Annotated in this window: 17 protein-coding genes and 1 tRNA gene; 10 read left to right on the top strand and 8 right to left on the bottom strand. The window is 68.4% G+C overall.

Annotation, left to right across the window (positions count from 1 at the left end):
- Positions 1 to 13: 13 nt before the first annotated feature.
- The 3 genes from BSP109_RS04510 (at position 14) to BSP109_RS04500 (ending at position 3,660) form a co-directional block, all read left to right on the top strand.
- A complete protein-coding gene (locus BSP109_RS04510; protein ID WP_087008757.1) occupies positions 14 to 2,326 on the top strand; it encodes a cation-translocating P-type ATPase in 2,313 nt (770 codons plus the stop codon).
- Entirely contained in the window at positions 2,323 to 2,682 is a 360-nt protein-coding gene (locus tag BSP109_RS04505; RefSeq protein WP_087008755.1) for a metal-sensitive transcriptional regulator, read from the top strand. Before BSP109_RS04510 ends, BSP109_RS04505 begins: the two co-directional genes overlap by 4 nt.
- Positions 2,683 to 3,102: 420 nt before the next feature.
- Positions 3,103 to 3,660 (top strand): HNH endonuclease, encoded by a 558-nt coding sequence (locus BSP109_RS04500; RefSeq protein WP_087008753.1) that lies wholly within the window; start codon positions 3,103 to 3,105, stop codon positions 3,658 to 3,660.
- A gap of 146 nt (positions 3,661 to 3,806) precedes the next feature.
- Here BSP109_RS04500 and BSP109_RS04495 read toward each other — a convergent pair whose 3' ends face one another.
- Positions 3,807 to 3,962 carry a GlsB/YeaQ/YmgE family stress response membrane protein gene (locus BSP109_RS04495; RefSeq protein WP_257944561.1) on the bottom strand — a complete coding sequence of 52 codons (156 nt, stop codon included), beginning with the start codon at positions 3,960 to 3,962 and terminating at the stop codon, positions 3,807 to 3,809.
- A 224-nt stretch (positions 3,963 to 4,186) separates the two neighbouring features.
- On the opposite strand from BSP109_RS04495, the gene BSP109_RS04490 reads away from it, so the two are divergent.
- Positions 4,187 to 5,185 carry a universal stress protein gene (locus tag BSP109_RS04490; protein WP_101599518.1) on the top strand — a complete coding sequence of 333 codons (999 nt, stop codon included), beginning with the start codon at positions 4,187 to 4,189 and terminating at the stop codon, positions 5,183 to 5,185.
- 52 nt (positions 5,186 to 5,237) lie between these two features.
- Here the strand turns inward: BSP109_RS04490 and BSP109_RS04485 are convergent, their stop codons facing one another.
- The 3 genes from BSP109_RS04485 to BSP109_RS04475 form a co-directional block, all read right to left on the bottom strand.
- The gene (locus BSP109_RS04485; protein WP_146001081.1) at positions 5,238 to 6,185 is read right to left on the bottom strand and encodes a hypothetical protein; all 948 of its coding nucleotides are present in this window, start codon (positions 6,183 to 6,185) and stop codon (positions 5,238 to 5,240) included.
- 127 nt (positions 6,186 to 6,312) lie between these two features.
- Positions 6,313 to 7,191: a cytochrome c biogenesis CcdA family protein gene (locus BSP109_RS04480; RefSeq protein ID WP_101599516.1), complete on the bottom strand. Its 879-nt coding sequence runs from the start codon at positions 7,189 to 7,191 to the stop codon at positions 6,313 to 6,315.
- 9 nt (positions 7,192 to 7,200) lie between these two features.
- A complete protein-coding gene (locus tag BSP109_RS04475) occupies positions 7,201 to 7,953 on the bottom strand; it encodes a thioredoxin domain-containing protein (RefSeq protein ID WP_087008742.1) in 753 nt (250 codons plus the stop codon).
- 139 nt (positions 7,954 to 8,092) lie between these two features.
- Between BSP109_RS04475 and BSP109_RS04470 the strand changes: the two genes are divergently transcribed.
- The 4 genes from BSP109_RS04470 (at position 8,093) to BSP109_RS04455 (ending at position 11,086) form a co-directional block, all read left to right on the top strand.
- Positions 8,093 to 8,749, top strand: coding sequence for a hypothetical protein (locus BSP109_RS04470; RefSeq protein ID WP_256970388.1), 657 nt, complete (start codon positions 8,093 to 8,095; stop codon positions 8,747 to 8,749).
- 53 nt (positions 8,750 to 8,802) lie between these two features.
- A complete protein-coding gene (locus BSP109_RS04465; protein ID WP_257944554.1) occupies positions 8,803 to 9,168 on the top strand; it encodes a BlaI/MecI/CopY family transcriptional regulator in 366 nt (121 codons plus the stop codon).
- 1 nt (position 9,169) lies between these two features.
- A complete protein-coding gene (locus BSP109_RS04460; protein WP_101599514.1) occupies positions 9,170 to 10,264 on the top strand; it encodes a M56 family metallopeptidase in 1,095 nt (364 codons plus the stop codon).
- 108 nt (positions 10,265 to 10,372) lie between these two features.
- Complete coding sequence (locus BSP109_RS04455; protein ID WP_101599513.1) at positions 10,373 to 11,086, top strand: hypothetical protein; 714 nt, start codon at positions 10,373 to 10,375, stop codon at positions 11,084 to 11,086.
- 46 nt (positions 11,087 to 11,132) lie between these two features.
- On the opposite strand, the gene BSP109_RS04450 is transcribed toward BSP109_RS04455, so the two are convergent.
- Together BSP109_RS04450 and BSP109_RS04445 are read right to left on the bottom strand one after the other, a co-directional pair.
- Positions 11,133 to 11,205: transfer RNA gene (locus tag BSP109_RS04450), tRNA-Arg, on the bottom strand.
- A 128-nt stretch (positions 11,206 to 11,333) separates the two neighbouring features.
- Positions 11,334 to 12,716, bottom strand: coding sequence for a DUF2510 domain-containing protein (locus tag BSP109_RS04445; RefSeq protein WP_101599512.1), 1,383 nt, complete (start codon positions 12,714 to 12,716; stop codon positions 11,334 to 11,336).
- 359 nt (positions 12,717 to 13,075) lie between these two features.
- Between BSP109_RS04445 and BSP109_RS04440 the strand changes: the two genes are divergently transcribed.
- Together BSP109_RS04440 and BSP109_RS04435 are read left to right on the top strand one after the other, a co-directional pair.
- A complete protein-coding gene (locus BSP109_RS04440) occupies positions 13,076 to 17,869 on the top strand; it encodes a DUF4011 domain-containing protein (protein ID WP_257944553.1) in 4,794 nt (1,597 codons plus the stop codon).
- A gap of 5 nt (positions 17,870 to 17,874) precedes the next feature.
- Entirely contained in the window at positions 17,875 to 18,153 is a 279-nt protein-coding gene (locus BSP109_RS04435) for a hypothetical protein (protein ID WP_087005607.1), read from the top strand.
- A 172-nt stretch (positions 18,154 to 18,325) separates the two neighbouring features.
- On the opposite strand, the gene mscL is transcribed toward BSP109_RS04435, so the two are convergent.
- Positions 18,326 to 18,772 (bottom strand): large conductance mechanosensitive channel protein MscL, encoded by a 447-nt coding sequence (gene mscL / locus BSP109_RS04430; protein WP_087005604.1) that lies wholly within the window; start codon positions 18,770 to 18,772, stop codon positions 18,326 to 18,328.
- Between the two features lie 317 nt (positions 18,773 to 19,089).
- Positions 19,090 to 19,764 (bottom strand): SAF domain-containing protein, encoded by a 675-nt coding sequence (locus BSP109_RS04425; protein WP_087005602.1) that lies wholly within the window; start codon positions 19,762 to 19,764, stop codon positions 19,090 to 19,092.
- Positions 19,765 to 19,791 lie beyond the last annotated feature (27 nt).

Raw genomic sequence — 19,791 nt, 5'->3', positions numbered from 1 at the left:
GGAATGATCCCTGATGACTCAGACTCCACCATCGGTAGACCTGCTCGAGATCGACTTGGGCGTCACCGGGATGACGTGCACATCGTGCTCGTCGCGAGTCGAGCGCAAGCTCAACAAGCTCGACGGCGTGGACGCGAGCGTCAACTTCTCCACCGAGACCGCGACGGTGAAGTACGAAGCGGGCACGACAGACACCGATCAGCTCATCGAGGTCGTCCGCGGTGCCGGCTATGACGCTTTCGCTCTGAGAAGTGATGCTGATTCCGGGGGTGACGAGTCCGGTGACTCCACTGGAGGGGCAGTGGGTCCGCAGGACCAGATCGGGGCTGCCCGTGAGCGGGAGGCCGCTGATCTGAAGCAGCGGGTGATCGGCTCGGCGATCCTGACGGTGCCGATCACCGGGCTGAGCATGGTCCCGGCGCTGCAGTTCACCAACTGGCAGTGGGCGGTACTGGCGATGACCACCCTCGTCTACGTCTGGGGCGGCGCACCCTTCCATCGAGCCACCTTCGTGAACCTCCGCCACGGTGCGGTCACGATGGACACCCTGATCACGATGGGGACGACTGCCGCCTACGCCTGGTCCCTGTGGGCGCTGTTCGTGGGCAACGCCGGTGTCGCCGGGATGACCATGGAGATGCATCTGCTGCCGACGAACTCCACGATGGATGAGATCTATCTGGAGACGGCGGCTGTGGTCATCACCTTCCTGCTGCTGGGCCGCTGGTTCGAGACGAAGGCCAAGGGGAGCTCGTCGGAAGCGCTGCGCACCCTGCTGGACATGGGCGCCAAGGACGCCGCTGTGCTCCGTGACGGTGCCGAGGTCCGGGTGCCCGTCACACAGCTGCAGATCGGTGATGTCTTCATCGTCCGTCCGGGTGAGAAGATCGCGATCGACGGCCGGGTGGTCGAGGGCTCGTCGGCCATCGACGAGTCCATGCTCACCGGTGAGTCCGTGCCGGTCGAGGCGACCGTGGGAACGAAGGTCACCGGCGCGACCCTGAACACGTCGGGCCGTCTGCTGGTGGAGGTCACCCGCGTCGGTGCGGACACGACGCTGTCCCAGATGGCGAAGCTGGTCACTGATGCGCAGGCGAAGAAGGCGCCGGTGGAGCGTCTGGTGGATCGGATCTCCCAGATCTTCGTGCCCGCAGTCGTCGTCATCGCGCTCGTCGCACTCATCGTGCACATCATGCTGGGTCATGGCGTGGCCACGGCTTTCACCGCCGCCGTCGCGGTGCTGATCATCGCTTGCCCGTGCGCCCTGGGTCTGGCGACGCCGACGGCGATCCTCGTCGGCACCGGGCGCGGCGCCCAGATGGGGCTGCTGATCAAGGGGCCGGAGATCCTGGAGTCGACCAAGAAGGTCGACACGATCGTCATGGACAAGACCGGTACCGTGACCTCCGGCGTCATGTCCGTCCGCGACGTCACCCCCGCCACTGGATTCGACCCCACCGAGGTGCTGGCCATGGCGGCGGCAGTGGAGTCAGCCTCCGAGCATCCCATCGCCCAGGCCATCGTCCGCGAGGCCGAGCGCTCTGCGCCGCTCGTCGAGGTCACCGACTTCAGCAGCACCGCAGGCCATGGCGTGACCGGCACCGTCGAGGGAGCGCGAGTGACTGTCGGCCGTCCCGCCGGTGACCTCTCCACGGATCTGCAGGACGCGTTCACCGGAGCTCAGGACCAGGGCGGCACCCCCGTCGTGGTGCAGATCGACGGCGTCAGCGCCGGCGTCATCGCGGTGCGCGACACCGTCAAGCCGACCTCCGCCGAGGCCGTGCGCGGGCTCAAGGACCTGGGCCTGACTCCGTGGCTGCTGACGGGTGACAATGCCGGGGCTGCCCGGGCCGTGGCCGCAGAGGTCGGCATCGACGCGGAGCACGTCATCGCAGGCGTGATGCCCGAGGACAAGGTATCCGAAGTCGAGCGCCTGCAGGACACTGGGCGCAATGTCGCGATGGTCGGCGACGGTGTCAATGACGCCGCCGCACTGGCCCGCGCCGATCTGGGCCTGGCCATGGGCGCGGGCACGGATGTGGCGATCGAGGCCAGCGACATCACGTTGATGAACAATGACCTGCTCTCTGCCGTCGACGCGATCCGCCTCTCCCGGAAGACCCTCGGTACCATCAAGGGCAACCTGTTCTGGGCGTTCGCCTACAACGCAGCACTCATTCCGGTCGCAGCGTTCGCGCTGCTCAACCCGATGCTCGCCGGAGTGGCGATGGCCTTCTCCAGCGTCTTCGTGGTCGGCAACAGCCTGCGGCTGCGCCGCTTCCGCAGCTGGGCGGGCACCACATCCCGCGAAAGGACATCCGCATGAGCACTCATACCGGGGAGCACGACGCGTCCCACGAGCCCGCCGATGGCGAACCGACCGACGCCGACCAGCACGGTCACCACGGCTACATCACCGACAAGAAGCGGTACCTGACCCGCCTGAAGCGCATCGAGGGTCAGGCCCGCGGCGTCCACCGCATGGTCGACGATGAGCAGTACTGCATCGACATCCTCACCCAGATCTCTGCTCAGATCTCCGCACTGCGCAATGTCGGCCTCGGGCTGCTCGACGACCACCTCAAGCACTGCGTCGTCGATGCCGCCGCAGTCGGAGGCGAGGCGGCCGACGCCAAGATGCAGGAGGCCTCGGACGCGATCGCCCGTCTCCTGCGCTCCTGACGACTGCGCGTGAGTCCCGCCCCGGCAGGTGAACGAAGCGGGAACGCAGACGGCACGGTCGATGACACAAGGGCCGCAGTACTCCACATCGAGCCCGGATGGGCCTACCCTTGGTGAAGTGAGTCCAGGAGGGGTCATGGGTGAGAGGCACGCACTGCCAACGGCGACGACGCCGGTGATGCGCACGCGCCGCACACTGTGCGCGCGTGGCTTCGCAGTGCCGTCTGCGCTCGCCGGCATCCGACGCGCCGTGACCGGCGCGGAGGAGATACGCCCTCATCTCATACCTGTCGAGGGGATATGCCCAGAGGCGATATCCCCTCTCTTCGGCCCAGGGTCGGTCCACCACGAACGGTGTCACACGCATGTGTGGCGCCGTTCCGTCATTCACGCGCATCCGCGCTGTCCCGGAGGTGTGTCGTGAAGACCCTCGTCCTGAACGCCGGCTACGAGCCGATGTCCGTCGTGTCCTTCAAGCGCGCAGTGGTGCTCGTGCTGACGGGCAAGGCGGCAGTGGTGCAGTCGGACGACGCCGTCCCGATCCGCAGCGAATCCCTCGAGCTGGACCGGCCGTCGGTCATCATCCTCACGCGGTACGTGAAGCCGCCCCGCAACCGGCGGGTCATGCTGTCCCGCAGGGGCGTGCTGCGACGGGACGGCCATCTGTGCGCGTACTGCGGCGCGCACGCGACGACGATCGATCACGTGCTGCCGCGTTCGCGCGGCGGGCAGAACACGTGGACGAACCTGGTGGCCTGCTGCCGGGCGTGCAACTGCCGCAAGAGCAATCGGACGCCGGAGGAGATGCGGTGGAAACTGCGCTTCACCCCGGCGCCGCCGCGGGTGGGGCGGTTCTGGCTGCGCGAGATCGACGAGCCCGTCGAGGAGTGGCGTCCCTTCCTCGTGCCCGACGGCCAGCGGAGTGGGAGAGCTGCGGTGACGACGACCTCGGCGGCAGTGTCAGCGCCGGCTGCCTGAGGCTGAACAGTCTGCCTGAGGCTGCACAGTCTGGAGCGGCCGGTCGCTGTGTGGCGCCGTGAGCACATGACAGAGGCGCGCCGGAGTGTTCCCACTCCGACGCGCCCCTGTGCGTCAGCTGTGCTCGCGCTGCTGCGCGAGCGGCGTCACTTCCGGCTGATGGCGCGGGAGATGAAGCCCCACACGACCAGCACGATGAGGGCGCCCAGGATTGCCAGCAGCCATGAGCTGAGCGACCAGAACTCGGACACGCCAGTGCCGAACACTGCGCCGCCGATCCAGCCGCCGACCACAGCACCCAGCGCACCGCAGATGAGTGCGCCGATCCAGCCTACAAGGAGACTTGCAAGAGTCAGTGCATTGGCCGCCGCGCGGCGGTCCAGGATGCGGGTGCGGGTCGATCACATGGTGGTGAGTCGGCCAGTAGGACGGCTTCGCCGGTAATGTGTGCTGTGACGCACCCGCACATGGGGTGAGCGAGGCACGGACCGCCCAGTGCGGCACGTGGTGACACGGAGGAGGAGACATGGCAGACAACCAGACCTCGGAGGTTGCGGACCCCGATGCGATCGTCGTCGGCGTCGACGGGTCGAATGCCAGCCGCAACGCGCTCCGCTTCGCGATCGGTGAGGCGAAGTCCCTGGGCCGTTCCATCCGCGTCGTCGGTGCATACACGGTGCCGAGCGTCGCTGCTGCGACCATCGACGTGTCCTACGTGCCCATCGATGACTCTGCGGTGCGCTCCTCCGTCACGACGGTGCTCAAGGAGGCCGCCGCAGAGGTGAAGGCGGCGGACGTGCCCGTCGAGGCGATCATCGAGATCGGCGATGCCGCGGGCGTCCTCGTCGAGGAGTCGAAGCAGGCCAGCCTCACGGTGGTCGGGTCGCGCGGCAAGGGCGGCTTCGCCGGGCGACTCCTGGGCACCGTGTCCTCGGCGCTGCCGGCGCACTCCGCATGTCCCACGATCGTCGTGCCGGTCGGGTGGACGCCGGAGGGCACGGGCGAGGCCAGGCCCAGTTCGTCCCGTCCGGTCCACAGCAGCGCGGAGGGCCCCATCGAGCGGTCGGAGGAGACGGACACGGTTCCGGGCATCGACTACTCCGGTCAGGTGGTCGTGGGCGTCGATTCGCTGGGCAAGGAGTCGCCTGCGCTCTGGGAAGCAGCGCACATCGCGATGCGGCGGAACTCGCCGCTCCACATCCAGGCGGTCATCACGACGACGGTGATCGGGCCGGAATGGATCCCATCCCAGGGTGACCTGGAGCGGCTCATCCAGGAAGGGACGGACAAGCTCGAGGCGGCTCGGGCCGCGCTGGCGGAGAAGCACCCCGACCTCGACGTGCGGTGGACGCTGTTCGACGGTCAGCCGGCCGAAGTGCTTGTGCGTGCGTCGGACACGTGCGACATCCTCGTCATCGGCTCCCGAGGCCGCGGCGGGTTCGCGGGGCTCCTCCTGGGCTCGACCTCGCAGTCGGTCCTGCCCTACTCCGCCGCTCCCACGATGGTGGTGCGCGTCAAGCGCTGAGCATGCCGCGCGGGGAAGCTGCCGCGCGGGGAAGGGGCGACGCGGTCGCGCATCACCCCTTCTGCTCGTCTGCCCGTTCGGTTGCGAGGACGGTCCGACCACCCACGGTCAGCGTCCCGGCCCCCTTCTCAGTCACGAGGTCGGGGACGGCGACGGGGCCTTCGCCGTCCTGTGCATAGGCCTGCGCGACGCGTCCGGTGACGCCGTTGTGGACGCGCACGGAGCTGCCGTCGCGCAGGTAGACGAGTGCCCCGACGACAGCCTCGAGCGTCGTCCCTTCCCGGACTGACATCGCCAGCTGCTGTTCTCCGTGGGCGTCGCGCACAGTGAGGCCGTCAGCGTCGAGGAATGCAGTGATGCCGGCCCCCGCGTCGTGGGCTGCGTCGTGCACCGTCTCACCGAGCACCTCACCGGATTCGAGGTCGAGCAGCGGGCCCGTGCCGTCGAACTCGCCGATCACTCTGCCGTCGTCGCCGAGCGGCTCGCCGGTCGTCGGGTCGAGCGCCACAGACTCACCGCTCTCGCCCATGAATCCCTCGGGCGGTGCTGCGAACACGAGACCCGGACCGGTGTGGGGTCCGGGCACCTCGACCGGTCCCCACACCTGCTCGCCGCTGCCGAGGTCGTAGGCGCTGGCCGTGGTGATCGACAGGCTGCTGTCGGAGGTCTCCGCATCGGTGAGCACCGCGAGGTTGCGGCCCTCCGAATCCTGGGTGACGACGAAGCCCGCGCAGGCGAGGGGGCGCTGCGCGGTCCAGAGCACGGTGCCGGTGGAGTCGACGGCGCGATACACGAGCGCCCGGTCGGTCTCCTCGGCAGACAGGAAGACGTCCCCGCCGCGCTGCACGGGCAGATCCCACGTGGGTTCGACGGTCACGAGCTGATCGAACTGGGTCGGCAGGCGCACGTCGGAGGTGTCGGCCGCGGGCAGATGCTCCGAGGATGCGTTGGGCACACGATCGAGCCCCTCGACCTCGGCGGGGTCCTGACCCTCGGTCACTCCGTGGGATGTGCACGCGGTGAGGGTCAGGGCGGCGGCCACGGAAACCGCAACGACCGCTGGACGGCGGCGGAATCCTGTGCGGGTCCGGGCGGGCTTCGCGAACGGGCGTATATCGACCGGGCTGCTATCGATGCGTCTGATGATCCGCTCCTTCCGTCTGGGAGGCGGAAGCGTCCGCCCGCCTGTTCCGGCGGTCACGAGCGAACCACAGTGCGAGGATGAGAGCCGCGACGACGAGGATCGCGGTGATGTCTGCCGCGGCGCTCGTGAGGAATGCGGACGACTGGAGCTCCGCGAGAAGGTCCGGGGGGACGAATGACGGTATGGACGCGAGCCCGTTCGTGGTCCAGAACATGATCCCCACGACGACCATGAGTGCTCCGGTGAGCATGGAGATCGTGTGCAGTCGCATGCCGAGGATCGAGACCTCGCGCCCGCGCAGCAGCGCCCGCCCGCGTCCGCCCAGGCGGTGCCACAGGGCCGCGACGACGAGGAGCGGGACGACCATGCCGGCCCCGTAGACCGCGAGCATGATGGCGGATCCCACCAGGTCGCCGCGAGCGGCTGCGAGAGTGAGCACTGCGCCGAGGATCGGGCCGGCGCACATCCCCGCGACACCGCTCGTGGCTCCCAGCAGGAATGTCTTGGGCATCCCGCTCATCTGCGCCGTGCGCGTGCGCGCTGCGTCACCGCCCGGCACGAGCTTCGCCGGGTCGAAGCCGAGTCCTGCGAACTGGGCGACGCCCAGCACGATGAGGATGATCGCCGCACCGATGACGATCTGCGTGCGGTAGGCGGTGAAGAGGGACCCCAGCGCCCCTGCACCGATCCCCAGCGGGACGAGCACCAGCAGCATCCCGATGTAGAAGACGGTGCCGTGGAGCAGCAGGCGGGTTCCCGCTCCCACCGTCGAGGCGAAGAACGCCGGCAGGAGGAGGGCGGCACACGGACTCAGCAGGGCCAGGATCCCGCCGACGAACGCGCTGACGAAGCCGATGTCCACGAGTGCGCTTCAGCCCTGGGCCGCGAGCGCGGAGTCGACGGCCTCGACGAACACGTCCGTGGGCTGGGCGCCGACGATCGGCTCGCCGCCCACGAGGAAGGCGGGAGTGGAGAACGCACCGAGGTCCAGCCCCATCTGCGCGTAGGCGTCCACCTTCTCCTGTGTCTCGTCGGATCCCATGTCCTGCTGGAACTGGTCGGCGTCGAGGCCCAGATCGTTCGCGGTCTCCGTGAGTGCTTCTGCGGTCAGTCCGCTTGCGGGGCGATGCTCTCCGCCGGCGAAGAGCTCGTCGTGGAACTCCCAGTACGAGTCCTGGAGGCCTGCGGCATGCGCACCTTTGGCTGCCTGCTCGGAGGCGTCGCCGAACACGTTGACGTCCCGCCACTCGATGCGCATGTCCCCACTGTCCACGTGCTCCATCATCACCGGCAGCGTGTCGTTCGCCCACGTCGCGCAGTAGGGGCACTGGTAGTCGGAGAAGACGACCAGCACGACCGGTGCGTCGACCGGACCGATCGCCTGGATGTCGCCCTCGTCGCGCGTCTCCGCCTCGGTGAAAGCGGCCTGCTCCGGCCCCTGGACGTCGGTGGCGGCGTCGTGGGCCTGTGTGCCGGAGGTCTCCGTGGTCTGCGCCGAGGGAGCCGCCGCGTCGCCGTCGCGGTCGACGACGAGAACCGCTGTCACGAGGGCGGCCGCAGCGACGACGACGGTCGCGGGGATCCACCACCTGCGGCGGCGGTGGCGCGTTGAGCGTGCGGTCATGGAGACCTCCTGGGATCTGTGCCGAGTCCATGTGGGCGAGACCGACTAATACTATGACGCATAGTCGACTGATGTGCATAGTCATACCGCTGACGCCGCACATGGCGGCGTGAGCCGAAGCCGACTGAGGGAGCCCGCCGTGTCCGCACCGCAGCAGTCGAAGGGCGGTCCGTCGGTGGCGACGGACCGCACGAGCTCGCCGTCAGCACGCCCAGCCGGTCGGAAGCCCCGGGGGCGGATGCCCTGGCGGATCGATGGGCGGACGGTGCTTCTGGGCCTGCGGACCTGGACGCTGCGGCGGACTCTTGTGGCCTGTGCCGTGGCGGTGCTGGTCGGGAGCCTCATCGGTGTGGCGACAGTCCTCATCCCGAACCCCGTCTTCGCGCGCGACATCCCGCCCGTGTGGTGGAATGCGCCCGTCCTCGTCCTCATGGCCGGTCTCACGGGCATGCTCTCTGCGACCTATGTGCGCATCGACTCACCGGTGCGACGGGACAGGACGCCCGGAGAGGAACCGAGCGCGAGCGACAGCGGACACGAGGGCGGAGGCAGCAGCGGTTCGCGCGGCGGCCGCATGGGTATCCTCGGGACTGTGCTCGCGTGGTTCGCCGTCGGATGCCCGGTCTGCAACAAGATCGCGCTCCTGGCGCTGGGCTACACGGGAGCGCTGACGTACTTCGCGCCGCTGCAGCCCATCCTCGCGGTCCTGGCGCTCGCCCTCACCGGGTATGCGCTGCTGTGGCGGCTGCAGGGCCTGGTCGCCTGCCCCGTGCCGCGACTGCGGACATCGGTATGAGCCGTGCGGGCAGCGACGCGCGACACCCGACGACGACTATGGAAGGGGATCCGGTGGATCGACAGCCGAAGGCGCTCGGCCCGCTCGAGCGGCAGGTCCTCGAGATCCTCTGGGACCACGGCCCACTCACGGTGCGGCAGGTCATCGACCAGTTGCCCACCGACCCCGCCTACACGACGATCGCGACTGTGCTCACGAACCTCAAGCGCAAGCGGTATGTGCGGTCTCAGCGTGAGGGCAGTTCGACCCGGTACGTGCCGGTCACCAGCCGGGCCGACCACGACGCCGCGGTGATGGGCGGAGTGCTTGCCGCCAGCCGCGACCGGTCGGCGACGATCCTCCGCTTCGCGGACTCGATGTCCGCGGAGGATCTCGACCTGCTCCGCGAGCACCTGCGGACACAGGGCGGGGAGCGCTGACATGCCCGGTGCGCTCGCCCTCGCGGCGGCCCTGCTCGCCGCCCTCGTCTGCGTCGCGTTCGTGGGGCCCGTGGCGCTCGGCGCGGTGCGGCCTCAGCTCTCCGCGCGCCCGAAGACATCGATCGCCGCCGTCGCCGCGGGAGGTGCGGCATGGGTACTGGCGCTCATCGCCGTCGGCCCCGTCCTCACGTGGTCGGTGACCGGCCCTGGCCTGGTGCCGGGTGCAGTGGGTGAGGTCTGTCAGCAGTGCCTCGCGGCGACCAACCCGTTCCCCGAGCAACCGGTCCCGGCGGGCATACCGAGCGCGGTCCTCATCGGAGCCTCCGCGCTCAGTATCGCTGTGATCGCCGGCTCCGTGCTGCGGGAGTTCGTGGTCCTGGTTCCGCGGGTGTGCCGCACCGGTCGTGCCGACCTCCGTGCGACCGCATCGGTGGCCGGTGTGCGGGTGCGGATAGACGATGACCGCACGGCCTTCGCCTATGCCCTGCCGGCACGGTGCGGCGGAATCGTGGTCTCCCGCGGTGCCGTCGACATCCTCGACGAGGACGAGCTGCGCGCCGTCGTCGCACACGAAGCGACTCACCTGAAGCATCGGCACCACCTCATTGCCGCCCTCGCGATGGGAATCGCGGCGCCGCTGCGCTGGGTCCCCTTCATCGCGACGTGCGAACGGACGGTCCTGGACCTGCTGGAGATCGACGCGGACACGGGCGCACTGCGCACGGCCGGGACGAGCGCGCTCGTGAGCGCGCTCGTGAAGCTGCAGGACGCGGAGGATCCCCGGGTCCCCGAGGCGGCCGGTGCCTCTGCAGTGGAAACGGCCTCGGGTGCGAAACCGGAGGTCCGCGCTGCGGGAGCACTGTTCGCCCTGGGGGCGACAGGCGGGAGCCCCAGGGAAGGCTCGCCGGAGCGAGGAGGCTCCCGCAGAGGGGACGGACCGAGTGCCCGGGTGGCGTCCCTCGTGGGCCGGCGCCAGTGCCCCCGGCGGTGGCCGGGTGCGGGCCTCGCGGCACTCATCGCGCCGGTGTCCGCGGCGGGGGTGGGCGTCCACGCGGCCGGCGCCGTCGCCCTGCTGAGCGGGTGCGCCGTCCTGTGAACGCGGCGATCCGTCCGACCCGTTCCCCGCCGGCTACACGGTCTGAGGCGTTCCCCGCTGCGCCTCTGAGATCAGCGGTTCCGGTTCAATCACCTCTGGAGGTGCGTCGTGTTCGGTTCTCTCTGGCGTGCGGTCGCGTTCACATCGGCTCTTGCAGTCATCGCGGTCGTCATCTGGATCGATGTGACGACTCCTGTCTGGCAGAACCTCGTGATCGTCTCCGGGCTGGTCGCCGGTGTCGTGACGTTCCTGTTCACGACGCTCTTCATCGACCGGTTCATCCAGCGCGCAGCACGGCGCCGGTGGGCGCCCGTGACTCGTCTGGCTCTCACGGAGATGCTCAGCCAGCTGGCTGACGCGGAGCGAGGTCGTGCAGGTCAGTGGCCTGCCGAGCCGCGTCGACTCCCCATCCCGGATGCGTCGCACGGGCCGGATGCGCTGCTGGCGGGGACCGAGGAGCTGCGCAGGGCCGTCGTGCGCGAACGCAGTCGCCTCTCCGCCGCGCTGGTGACCTGGTGGAATCTGCTGTCGTCCGTGCCGGACACGGAGGAGATCATCCGCCACACGGCGGACGTCGCTCTGCTGTTCGATGGTGTCCGCGACGCGTCATGGGAGCTGGACGATGCGGTGAGAAGCGGGAATGAAGAAGCGGTGCGAGCCGCGGGCGACTCGCTGCAAGCTCGGATCATGGCGTGCAACGGCTCCATCGCCGGCATCATCGAGGAGATCTCCGCCCGGCTGTCGTCGGACGAGGTCGAGCTGAGTGAGAAGGCCCGGCTGTCGCTCGCGGCCATGCATCGGCGGGCCGCCCGCGAACGGTGAGGCGGTCGAGCGATGGCGCGGACACATGGTGTCCGAGTCGTGATCGCGCCCCCGGCGAGATTCGAACTCGCGGCACCCGCTTTAGGAGAGCGGTGCTCTATCCCCTGAGCTACGGGGGCGTGCCCACGGCGTGCTCGCCCGAGAGCGTGCGTGTGGACGTCGCCATACTACTGCCTTGCGCCTTCAGTGCGAACTCGCGGCTCCCAGCGGGCGTCGGTTACAAGTCCCCGCATCCCTGAGAGCCCGGCTAGAAGTCGTCGATGGTACCCATCTCGTTCGGGTCCTGGACCGAAACGGATTCGGCGCCGAACTCGTAGTCAGGACTCGTCTGATCGACGGCCTCAGGCGGCACGCCATTCTGGGGCTCGTTGATCCCGGATCCGGGTCGCTCCGTGCCGTCCCCCATCGTGAAGCCCAGGGGTGCAACCGCGATCATCGACGTAGAGTCCACATCCTTGACGGGGAAGGCGATGTCGAATGTAGCCCACGAGAACACGATATCGTTGACTCCGGTGTTCTCGTTCGGGAAGACGGTGGTGGCGTTCAGCCCACGGTCGAAGAGTTCAGCCGGAATGAATTTTTCCCCGTCGATGAAGCCGTCTTCGTCTGAGTTGTAGAGTTCGGTGTCCTCGTCCAGCGCTTCGATCTCCGGCTCGATGTATTTACTGTCCGGGTAGGAATAGACGATCAGCGAAGGAGTATCGATGCCACTGATGTCCATGACTCCCCTGTTGTCGTTGTCGATGAAATACGCGAATTCCGCCAGGCAGGTGGTTCCGTAGAAGCCATCATTGTCGTATGCCCAGGAGAAGTCGGCGCCTGGCGACGGGAAGGTGGCGTTCGCAGTTTCGACGATCGATTCGTCGCCGGGTTCCTGATTGTCGGCATCTTTCATGTGCTTGAAGTCGAAGCTGCTCTTCTCGCCGGACAGTCCCTCTTCGCACGTGAAGTCGATAGTCTTGACGAAGACTGCGGCGTCACTGCTGTCGCCGTATACATCTGTCACTGATGCGTCGCCACTGAGCGCACGCCATTCGCTGTCCGTGACCGCGTAAGTGTCCACAAGAGACCGGGCGTCGTCTTCGTAGGAGGCGAGTGTGTCCGGAGAGGTGAGGCCTGTTTCGAAACGAAGGTAGCTCGAGAGAGAAATGAGGGCGAAAGCTGTGAGGAAGACGATTGCGCCGGTGACGACGGGGAGGGCGGCGCCCCAGATTTTTCTGGATAGACGCGTCAGCTTCTTGAACGTGGCGAAATAGATGACGTACTCAAGGGCAACGGCAACAACTGCACCGAGGATGATCACCAGCGGGAGTCTGTAGTCGATTCGGTTGAGGAACAGGTTCTCGCTGAGGGAAGGCTGGTTGAAGTGGTTCAGCGCAAGGAGAACGATGGCCAGCAGCCCCGCTGACCAGCCGCAGATCCTAGCGACTCTCCAGAGCTTCAATGTGCTGTCGCCGCTTCCTGTTGGCGTCGTTCCGGGCGAGAGGGCCGACTCATGATGAGAGCCCGGTGAATGCACAGTGGTCGGATGAGTGTGATCCGTCCATGCGGTTCCGTCCCAGTAGCGAAGCTGTCCGGGATTCGACGGATCGGGATGCCATCCGGCAGGCGGCAGTGGATGTTGGCTCATGCTGTACATCGTCGGGCTTCAGATTTTGTATCGCAACTGCTGTTGTTTCGGTGGGCGGAGCGTTTCCCGGATCAGTGGGAGTTCCGGGGTGGGATCGCTGAGGGTCGCCGGCGCTCGCTCTAGGAGAGCGGTGCTCTATCCCCCGAGCTGCGGGGGCGTGCTCGCAGGCTCGTGCGCGTGAACGTCGCCTTACTGCTGGTTGTCGACCCCTGCGCGAATTCTGGCCCGCTCCGCCCAGCGCGGGTTCTTGCACTTCGTGCGCCGCGGAATGGGCCGCTGGTCAGGCGCCTCCTGGAAATTCCGCCGCCCTCGGTGCGCCGCATCGTGCCGTGTCCGTACGACCCGGTAGTGTCGGAGCCGTGTCAGAATCTGCTTCCGCTCTTCCCCCGTCAGTCGATGACGTGTTCGTCGACTGGAGGGCTCAGGCTGCCCGGATCGGCGGTCGCGACACGATGCTGCACTTCCGTGAGTCTCGCGACGGATCGATCGATCTGACCGGCGCCCACCCCTCCGGCCTCGCCCAGCTGCTCGCGGGCCGCGCGACGCGGCTCTCCAGTCTCCTGCGCGACCCCGAACACCTCTCGGACGCACGCAGGCGCGCCCGGTCGATCCGCAGCAAGGCGGATCAGCTCCAGCGCCAGCGCGGCATTGCCGCCGCGCAGCTGGCGATCGGCTTCGCGTCGTGGAATCGGCCGAAGGACAGCGGGCGCGAAGACTTCGCGGCTCCCGTGATCCTCCGCCACGTGAACCTGCTGCCGCGCGGCAGCAGCGTCGACGACTACGAGATCAGCCTCTCCGACGAAGTCCGCATCAATCCGGCACTCGTGGACTACCTGCGGCAGGAGCACGACGTCATCGTCGACGTCGACGAATGGGTCGCCGCGACGGGGCTGGCGCACGGCTTCGATCCGGCCCCCGTCTTCAACCGACTCCGGACACTCACCCGGCCGGTCTTGGGCATGCTCGTGAACGAGCGGCTCGTCGTGTCGACGTTCGCGAACATCACGGCGCCGTACGCGTCTGAATCGCTGCCGGCCGCGCATCCGCTGCTGCGCGCTCTTGCAGGCGACGCCGAGGCCCGCGTCGGCTTCCGACTGCCCGGCACCTGGGCGGACGAGGACACAGATCCGGACGCAGACTCAGACTCGACCGCAACCACGGACTCGGCTGCGACAGCCGTCTCGTCCACAGCCTCGGGCGCGACGGATGACGGTGTGCCGACGGAGCGCATCGACATGTCCGACCCTGCGGACCAGGGCCCTCGTCCGCTTCCGGACCGTGCTCCGCACGAAGAGTTCCTCGCGATCGACGTCGACGGCGACCAGCAGGCCGTGGTCGACTCGGCACTCGACGGTGCGTCGCTCGTCGTCGACACCCCTCCCGGCACGGGCGCGACCCAGCTGGCCGTGGCTCTGTCGACCTCGCTGACGCATTCCGGTCGCAGCGTCCTCTTCGTGGCGCAGGACGAGGACGAGCTGGGCGACTTCTCGCAGCGGATGTCCCAGGCGGGCCTCGAGGGCTTCGCGATCGACGGCCGCGGTGACGGCGAAGCCCTCCGCCGCAGCCTCATCCGCCTCATCAGCTCTGCGGAGCGCACGCCGCAGCCGGAGCTCACCGGACTGGTGGACCGGCTCTCGGAGCAGCGGGCCGCACTGCGCGAGCACGGGGAGTCCCTGCACCGCATCCGCGAACCGTGGGGAGTCTCCGCGTATGAAGTGATGGAGCGACTGGCCGCATTGACCGCGGTCCGGCCCGGACCCTCGACGAGCGTGCGCTTCGACCGCACCGTCTTGGAACTGTCCACGCAGGACCGTGCGGATCTGCGGACCCAGCTGCTCGAGCTGTCACGGATGGGCGCATTCACGATGGAGGTGAGCGACACCGTCTGGTTCGGTGCGCGCGTCGATTCCAGTGACGAAGTGACCCGCGCGCAGGAGCGCGCGAAGAAGTCCGTCGAGCTGGTCCCGGAGTTCTCGCGGGTCGCGCTGCCCGTGCTGCGCGAATCGGGTCTGAACCCCGAACGCACCATCGGCGCATGGGGCCGTGCGCTCCTGCTGCTGCAGGAGCTCAGGAAGACCCTCGATGTGTTCAGCCCGGACGTCTTCGAGCACAGTCTGAGCGACCTCATCGCCGCCACCGGCACCGCTGAGTACCGCGCCCAGGCGGGTCGCGACATGGGCCTCTTCGAGCGCAACCGGCTGAAGAAGGCTGCTCGCGAATTCCTGCGCCCCGGCGCCCAGGTCACGGATATGCACGAAGGGCTGCTGGCCGCCTCGCAGCAGCGGAAGGAGCTCAAGGAGCTCGCCGGTGGAGACATCCGCCCCAAGGTGCCCCGCGGCATCCCCGAAGCGGTCGCCGAGTACCGAGCACTGTCCGCAGAGCTGTCTGCGCTCAGTCCCACGCTCGCCACGACCCCCGACGGGGGCGAACTCGAAGACATGCTCGTCGAGGAGCTCGAAGCGCGCCTGCAGGCGCTCGCCGAAGAGAACGAGTCGCTGAGCGACCTCCCCGCACGCACCCGCACGGATGATGCGCTGCGCGATGCGGGTCTGAGTGAGCTGCTCGACGATCTGCGGGACCGCCGCGTCTCGCACGACGTCGTGGGACTCGAATTCGATCTGGCGCTGTGGGCGACGATCCTCCAGGACCTCGCGGGTGCAGACGCACTGATCGGTGCTCACGACGGCGCCGTCCTCCATCGCATCGCGGCGGACTACCGGATCTCCGACCGTCAGTACGTCGCCGCCGGCGCCTCCCGTCTGCGCTACGGGCACGCACGCAGGTGGAAGCGGGCGATCGCGGACGAACGCGATCAGGCGCAGATCGTGCGCGACACCCTGCGGTCCGATCGGCCGACGGTCGCAGAGATCACCGCACGCGCACCGGACATCGTCACGACCCTGGCCCCCGTGTGGACTGTGACGCCCTTCCAGGTGCCGGAGCTCTTCGCGGACATGCCGCTGTTCGACACCGTCATCGTGGCGGATGCCGGGCGCCTCACGACCTCAGAGGTCCTTCCGGCCCTGGCCCGCGCCAAGCAGGTCATAGCCCTGGGCGATATGCGCCTGCCGGGTCCCCGCGACTTCAGCGTCACCGTCGACCGGCGGACGCTCACGCCGGAGGAGGCGCCGAAGAGCGTGTGGGAGGACCTCGCGGAGTTCCTTCCGCTGCACCGCCTGCACACCAGCTACCGGGTCTCCCCGCTGGAGCTCGTGGAGCTGGCCAACCGCCACTTCTACGACGGGCACATCCGCACGGTGCCCACCGCGCTCACGGGAGAGGGCAGCGGACTGGAGTTCGCCTACGTCCCCGACGCGATGGGCTCGCCGGACACCGCGACGGGACAGGTCGAGAGCCTCGACGTCGAAGTGGAGAAGGTCGTCGACCTCGTCATCCGACACGCGCGCACCCGTGCGCGCCAGTCGCTCGCCGTCATCACGCTGACGCCCTGGCACGCGCAGCGCGTCGCGGCGGGGATCCAGAAGGCGATCCGACAGTTCCCCTACGTCGCCGCGTTCTTCGAGGACCCGGACAAGGAGCCGTTCGTCGTCACGGACTGCGAGCAGATCCAGGGCATGGATCGCGACGCCGTGATCCTGTCCCTGGGCTACGGCCGCACTCGGCACGGACGCGTCATCCACTCCTTCGGCCCGCTGTCCCAGCCCGGAGGCGACAGGCTTCTGGCGGCCGCGGTCACCCGTGCGCGTAGGCGCCTCACCGTCGTGTCCGCGTTCGAAGCCGATGACTTCGACCCTGCGCGGCTGGACCACGGCGCAGCGCTGCTGCCCGCCCTGCTCGGCGAGATCGCATCCGGTGGTGAACCGACGGAGCGCACATACGGTGCTGTGACCGGCACCGGCACGATGGTGCGCAGTGACCGCGAAGAGGCCAACCGGATCGCGACGGAGCCGGCAGCGGAACTGGGCGATCCGATCGTGACCGACCTCGCGGAACGGCTGAGCCGCAAGGGCGTGCTCGCACACCTCGACTACCAGGGCATCGACCTGGCGATCGCGAACTCCGCGGATGCCGTCCACGGCATGGTCGTCGCCGTCGAATCGGACGGCGCGATGTATGCGAACACGGAGAGCATCCGCCAGCGGGAGCGCCTGCGCCCCGAACAGCTGGCACGTCGCGGATGGAGGTCCGTGCGCATCTGGACGACGGATGCATTCGTCGACCCGCAGCGCCAGGCGAACCGACTCTTCGAAGCGTGGAAGGAGACGGTCGAGGAACTGTCTCCGCAGGCGCTTCTCAACGCGGCCCGCGCCGCAGCGGTCGTCGTCGACCGTCAGGGCAGCCGCCCGCGTGTGGCGTCCGGTCTGCCGATGCACATGTACACCGATGAGCAGCTCATCGCGATGATCGAGTGGATCCAGTCCGACGGCGTCTCCCGCTCCGACACGGACCTCAAGGAGCAGCTGCGCGCCGCGCTGGCGCAGAAGCTGCGCTCCGCTCGGACCGAGTCCGCACTGGACAGCGCAGTGAAGGCTTATCGCGCCTGGGTGGCGGCCTCGAAGCGCGCAGCGTCGAACTCGTCAGCGCAGACGGAGCAGGACTCCGAGGATTCGGCCGCATCGGATCCGACCTCGGACGCTCCGCTGACCCGTGCCCAGCGCCGGGTCGCTGAACAGGCTGCCGCCGCCGAGGCCGCTGCCCGGACGCCGTCGACCGGCACCGTCGTGGACGAGGACGCACAGGATGCTGACGCGGCTCCCGAAGCGATCCCGGCCGACCAGATCATCCCGTCGTACGACACGGACAGCCTCCGCCACGCTGAACTGCGGGATGCCGGTCTGCGGGAATGGACGCAGTCAGCGGACGCCGATTCCTCGGAGGACCACTCCCCGGAAGACGGCGCAGCAGACAGCGGCGCGGATACCGCCGCTGAGCCCGTGGATACCGCCGCGACCGCTGATGCCGAGGAACCGGCGGACGACACCGATGTCCTGGCAGAAGACGACGCGGCCACGACAGACGATTCTGCCGACACTGCGGATTCCACTGACGCAGCAGGTTCTCCTGACGCCTCTGGTCCCACCGACGCCTCAGGTTCTACCGACGAGGCTGACTCCACAGCGGCAGAGGACGCGGCGGATGCGGGCGACCCTGAGGCGGACCCCGGTACTGACTCCCCGACTCCGAGGGACTGACGACCGTGGGCGCGGACAACGCTCCCAAGAAGCCGAACAGCGATTCGACGACTCCGGACGGCGTGCCTCAGCAGTCGGGCAATGCTCCCCGGGAGCTCAGTCCCGCTGCGCAGGCCGCCATCGCCCGCTACCGGCGGCTGATGGGCAACGTGGCCGATCCCGAACCAGGCGATGCTGCCATGGGTCAGCCGCGGAGCGACCTGGAACGGCACCTCGCGGAGAGGCCCCCGCACTGGGCTCCGCCCCGCAGTGAGGCATCTCGCTCACGCGACGACAGCACGTGAGCACTGCATCGTATGAGCGCCGCGGTCGGATGAGGGCCGCATCGTATGAGTGCCGGCCACGACAATGACTCAGGGCGTGGATGACGGGTGAACGTCATCCACGCCCTGAGTCATGAGCGATGGAGCGAGCCACTGTGACGTGGCAGGATCAGCCTCAGTGGCTGGATCCGTCTCAGTGGCGAGGGACCTCGGGATCGTCGCCGTCGGCGCGCTGGTCCGGGACCTGCAGCTGGCGGCCGTTGGACAGCAGATCGCGGATCTCGGCGAGCAGCTCTTCGCTGGTCGGCGGGATGTCGTCCTCAGCTGCTCCGCGCTTGCGCATCTCGGAGATCTTGTTCATCGGCATGATGATGATGAAGTACACGACAGCGGCGATGATGAGGAAGTTGACTGCCGCGGTGATGACGGCGCCCAGGTCGACGAACGTCGCCTCGACCTCGGGGCGGATCCGGAAGCCCAGCCCGCCCATGTCCGGGGAGCCGAGCGCGGCGATCAGCGGGTTGATGACCTTGTCGGAGATCGCCGTGACGATCGCAGTGAACGCGCCGCCGATGATGACCGCAGTGGCCAGCTCGATGACATTGCCCCGGAGGATGAAGTCCTTGAAGCCTTGGAACATTTCGGGTGATCCTTTCGCGACCGCGACGACGGAGTTGGCTGAAGGGCCGATCCCGGCGGTGATTCGCAGCGTCGTGTTCGATGAGACGGAGCGGCGACGGAGCTGACGATCACGTCCATGACAGGGCTCAGCGCTTTCTACAGTACTGCGAGGATCGAGACTACACATGTTGATCACGTGTGCAAAGCATCTGAGCATCTCTCGTGTGAGACGTCGCACGGAAGCCGCATGATCACGGGGCCTCGGATCACAGGGAAGCCGCATGATCACGGGGACCTCAGGGCGTGGCGGAGGAATGACGGGCCCCTGCCGAACGCTCAGTTGAGGAGCGCGAAGCTCAGGTACGAGCCCGCTTCGCGTGCGAGTGCCGCGGCCTCCTCCTCGGAGATCGCGAGCGTCACGACTGTCGAGCCCTGCCCCATGCCGCCGGACGGCGTATGCACGGCGGTGACCACTGCGTCCTCGAGAAGGGCGTCGGTGCCGCCCGCTGCTCCGGGGAGGTCTGCGTCGTCCGTATCTGCGCCTGCTTCATCGGCTCCATCGTTCGCGGTGTAGACCCGCAGGCGATGGCCCGGGCGGATGACGGAGACCGCTTGGGAATCGCCGAACACGGTGGGGACGAGGACCGTGCCCTCCGGGCGGAGCCCGGAGTCGGGTCCGACGAGTGACGCCGAGGTCAGGGGAGTGCCGGACGCGATGGCTCCGCCGGCCACGGCTCCGTCGACGGCCGAGGACTCCGTGAGCGCGCCTGCGGGCGCGAGCTCCGGGGGATAGTCGGCGACGCGCACGTCGCCTGCCTGCAGAGCAGTGCCGGGTGACAGGTCGTGCGCAGCGACGAGCACGGACTCCGTCCCGGTGCGCGGCACGATCGTCCAGGCCCCGAGCACGGTGGCCGCGCAGAGGAGCGCGACCCCCGCAGGGCGTGCGGGGATGCGGACCAGCAGTGCTCGTGGCCGACTGAGTCCGGTGCGCAGCGTGGAGAGGACGTCCATGCTCCGACTGTGCCGGGACTGGTCACG

Origin of the sequence: Brevibacterium sp. Mu109 (assembly GCF_900169375.1) — a bacterium.
Lineage (GTDB): Bacteria > Actinomycetota > Actinomycetes > Actinomycetales > Brevibacteriaceae > Brevibacterium > Brevibacterium yomogidense_A.
This window is presented reverse-complemented; position numbering and strand designations above follow the sequence as displayed.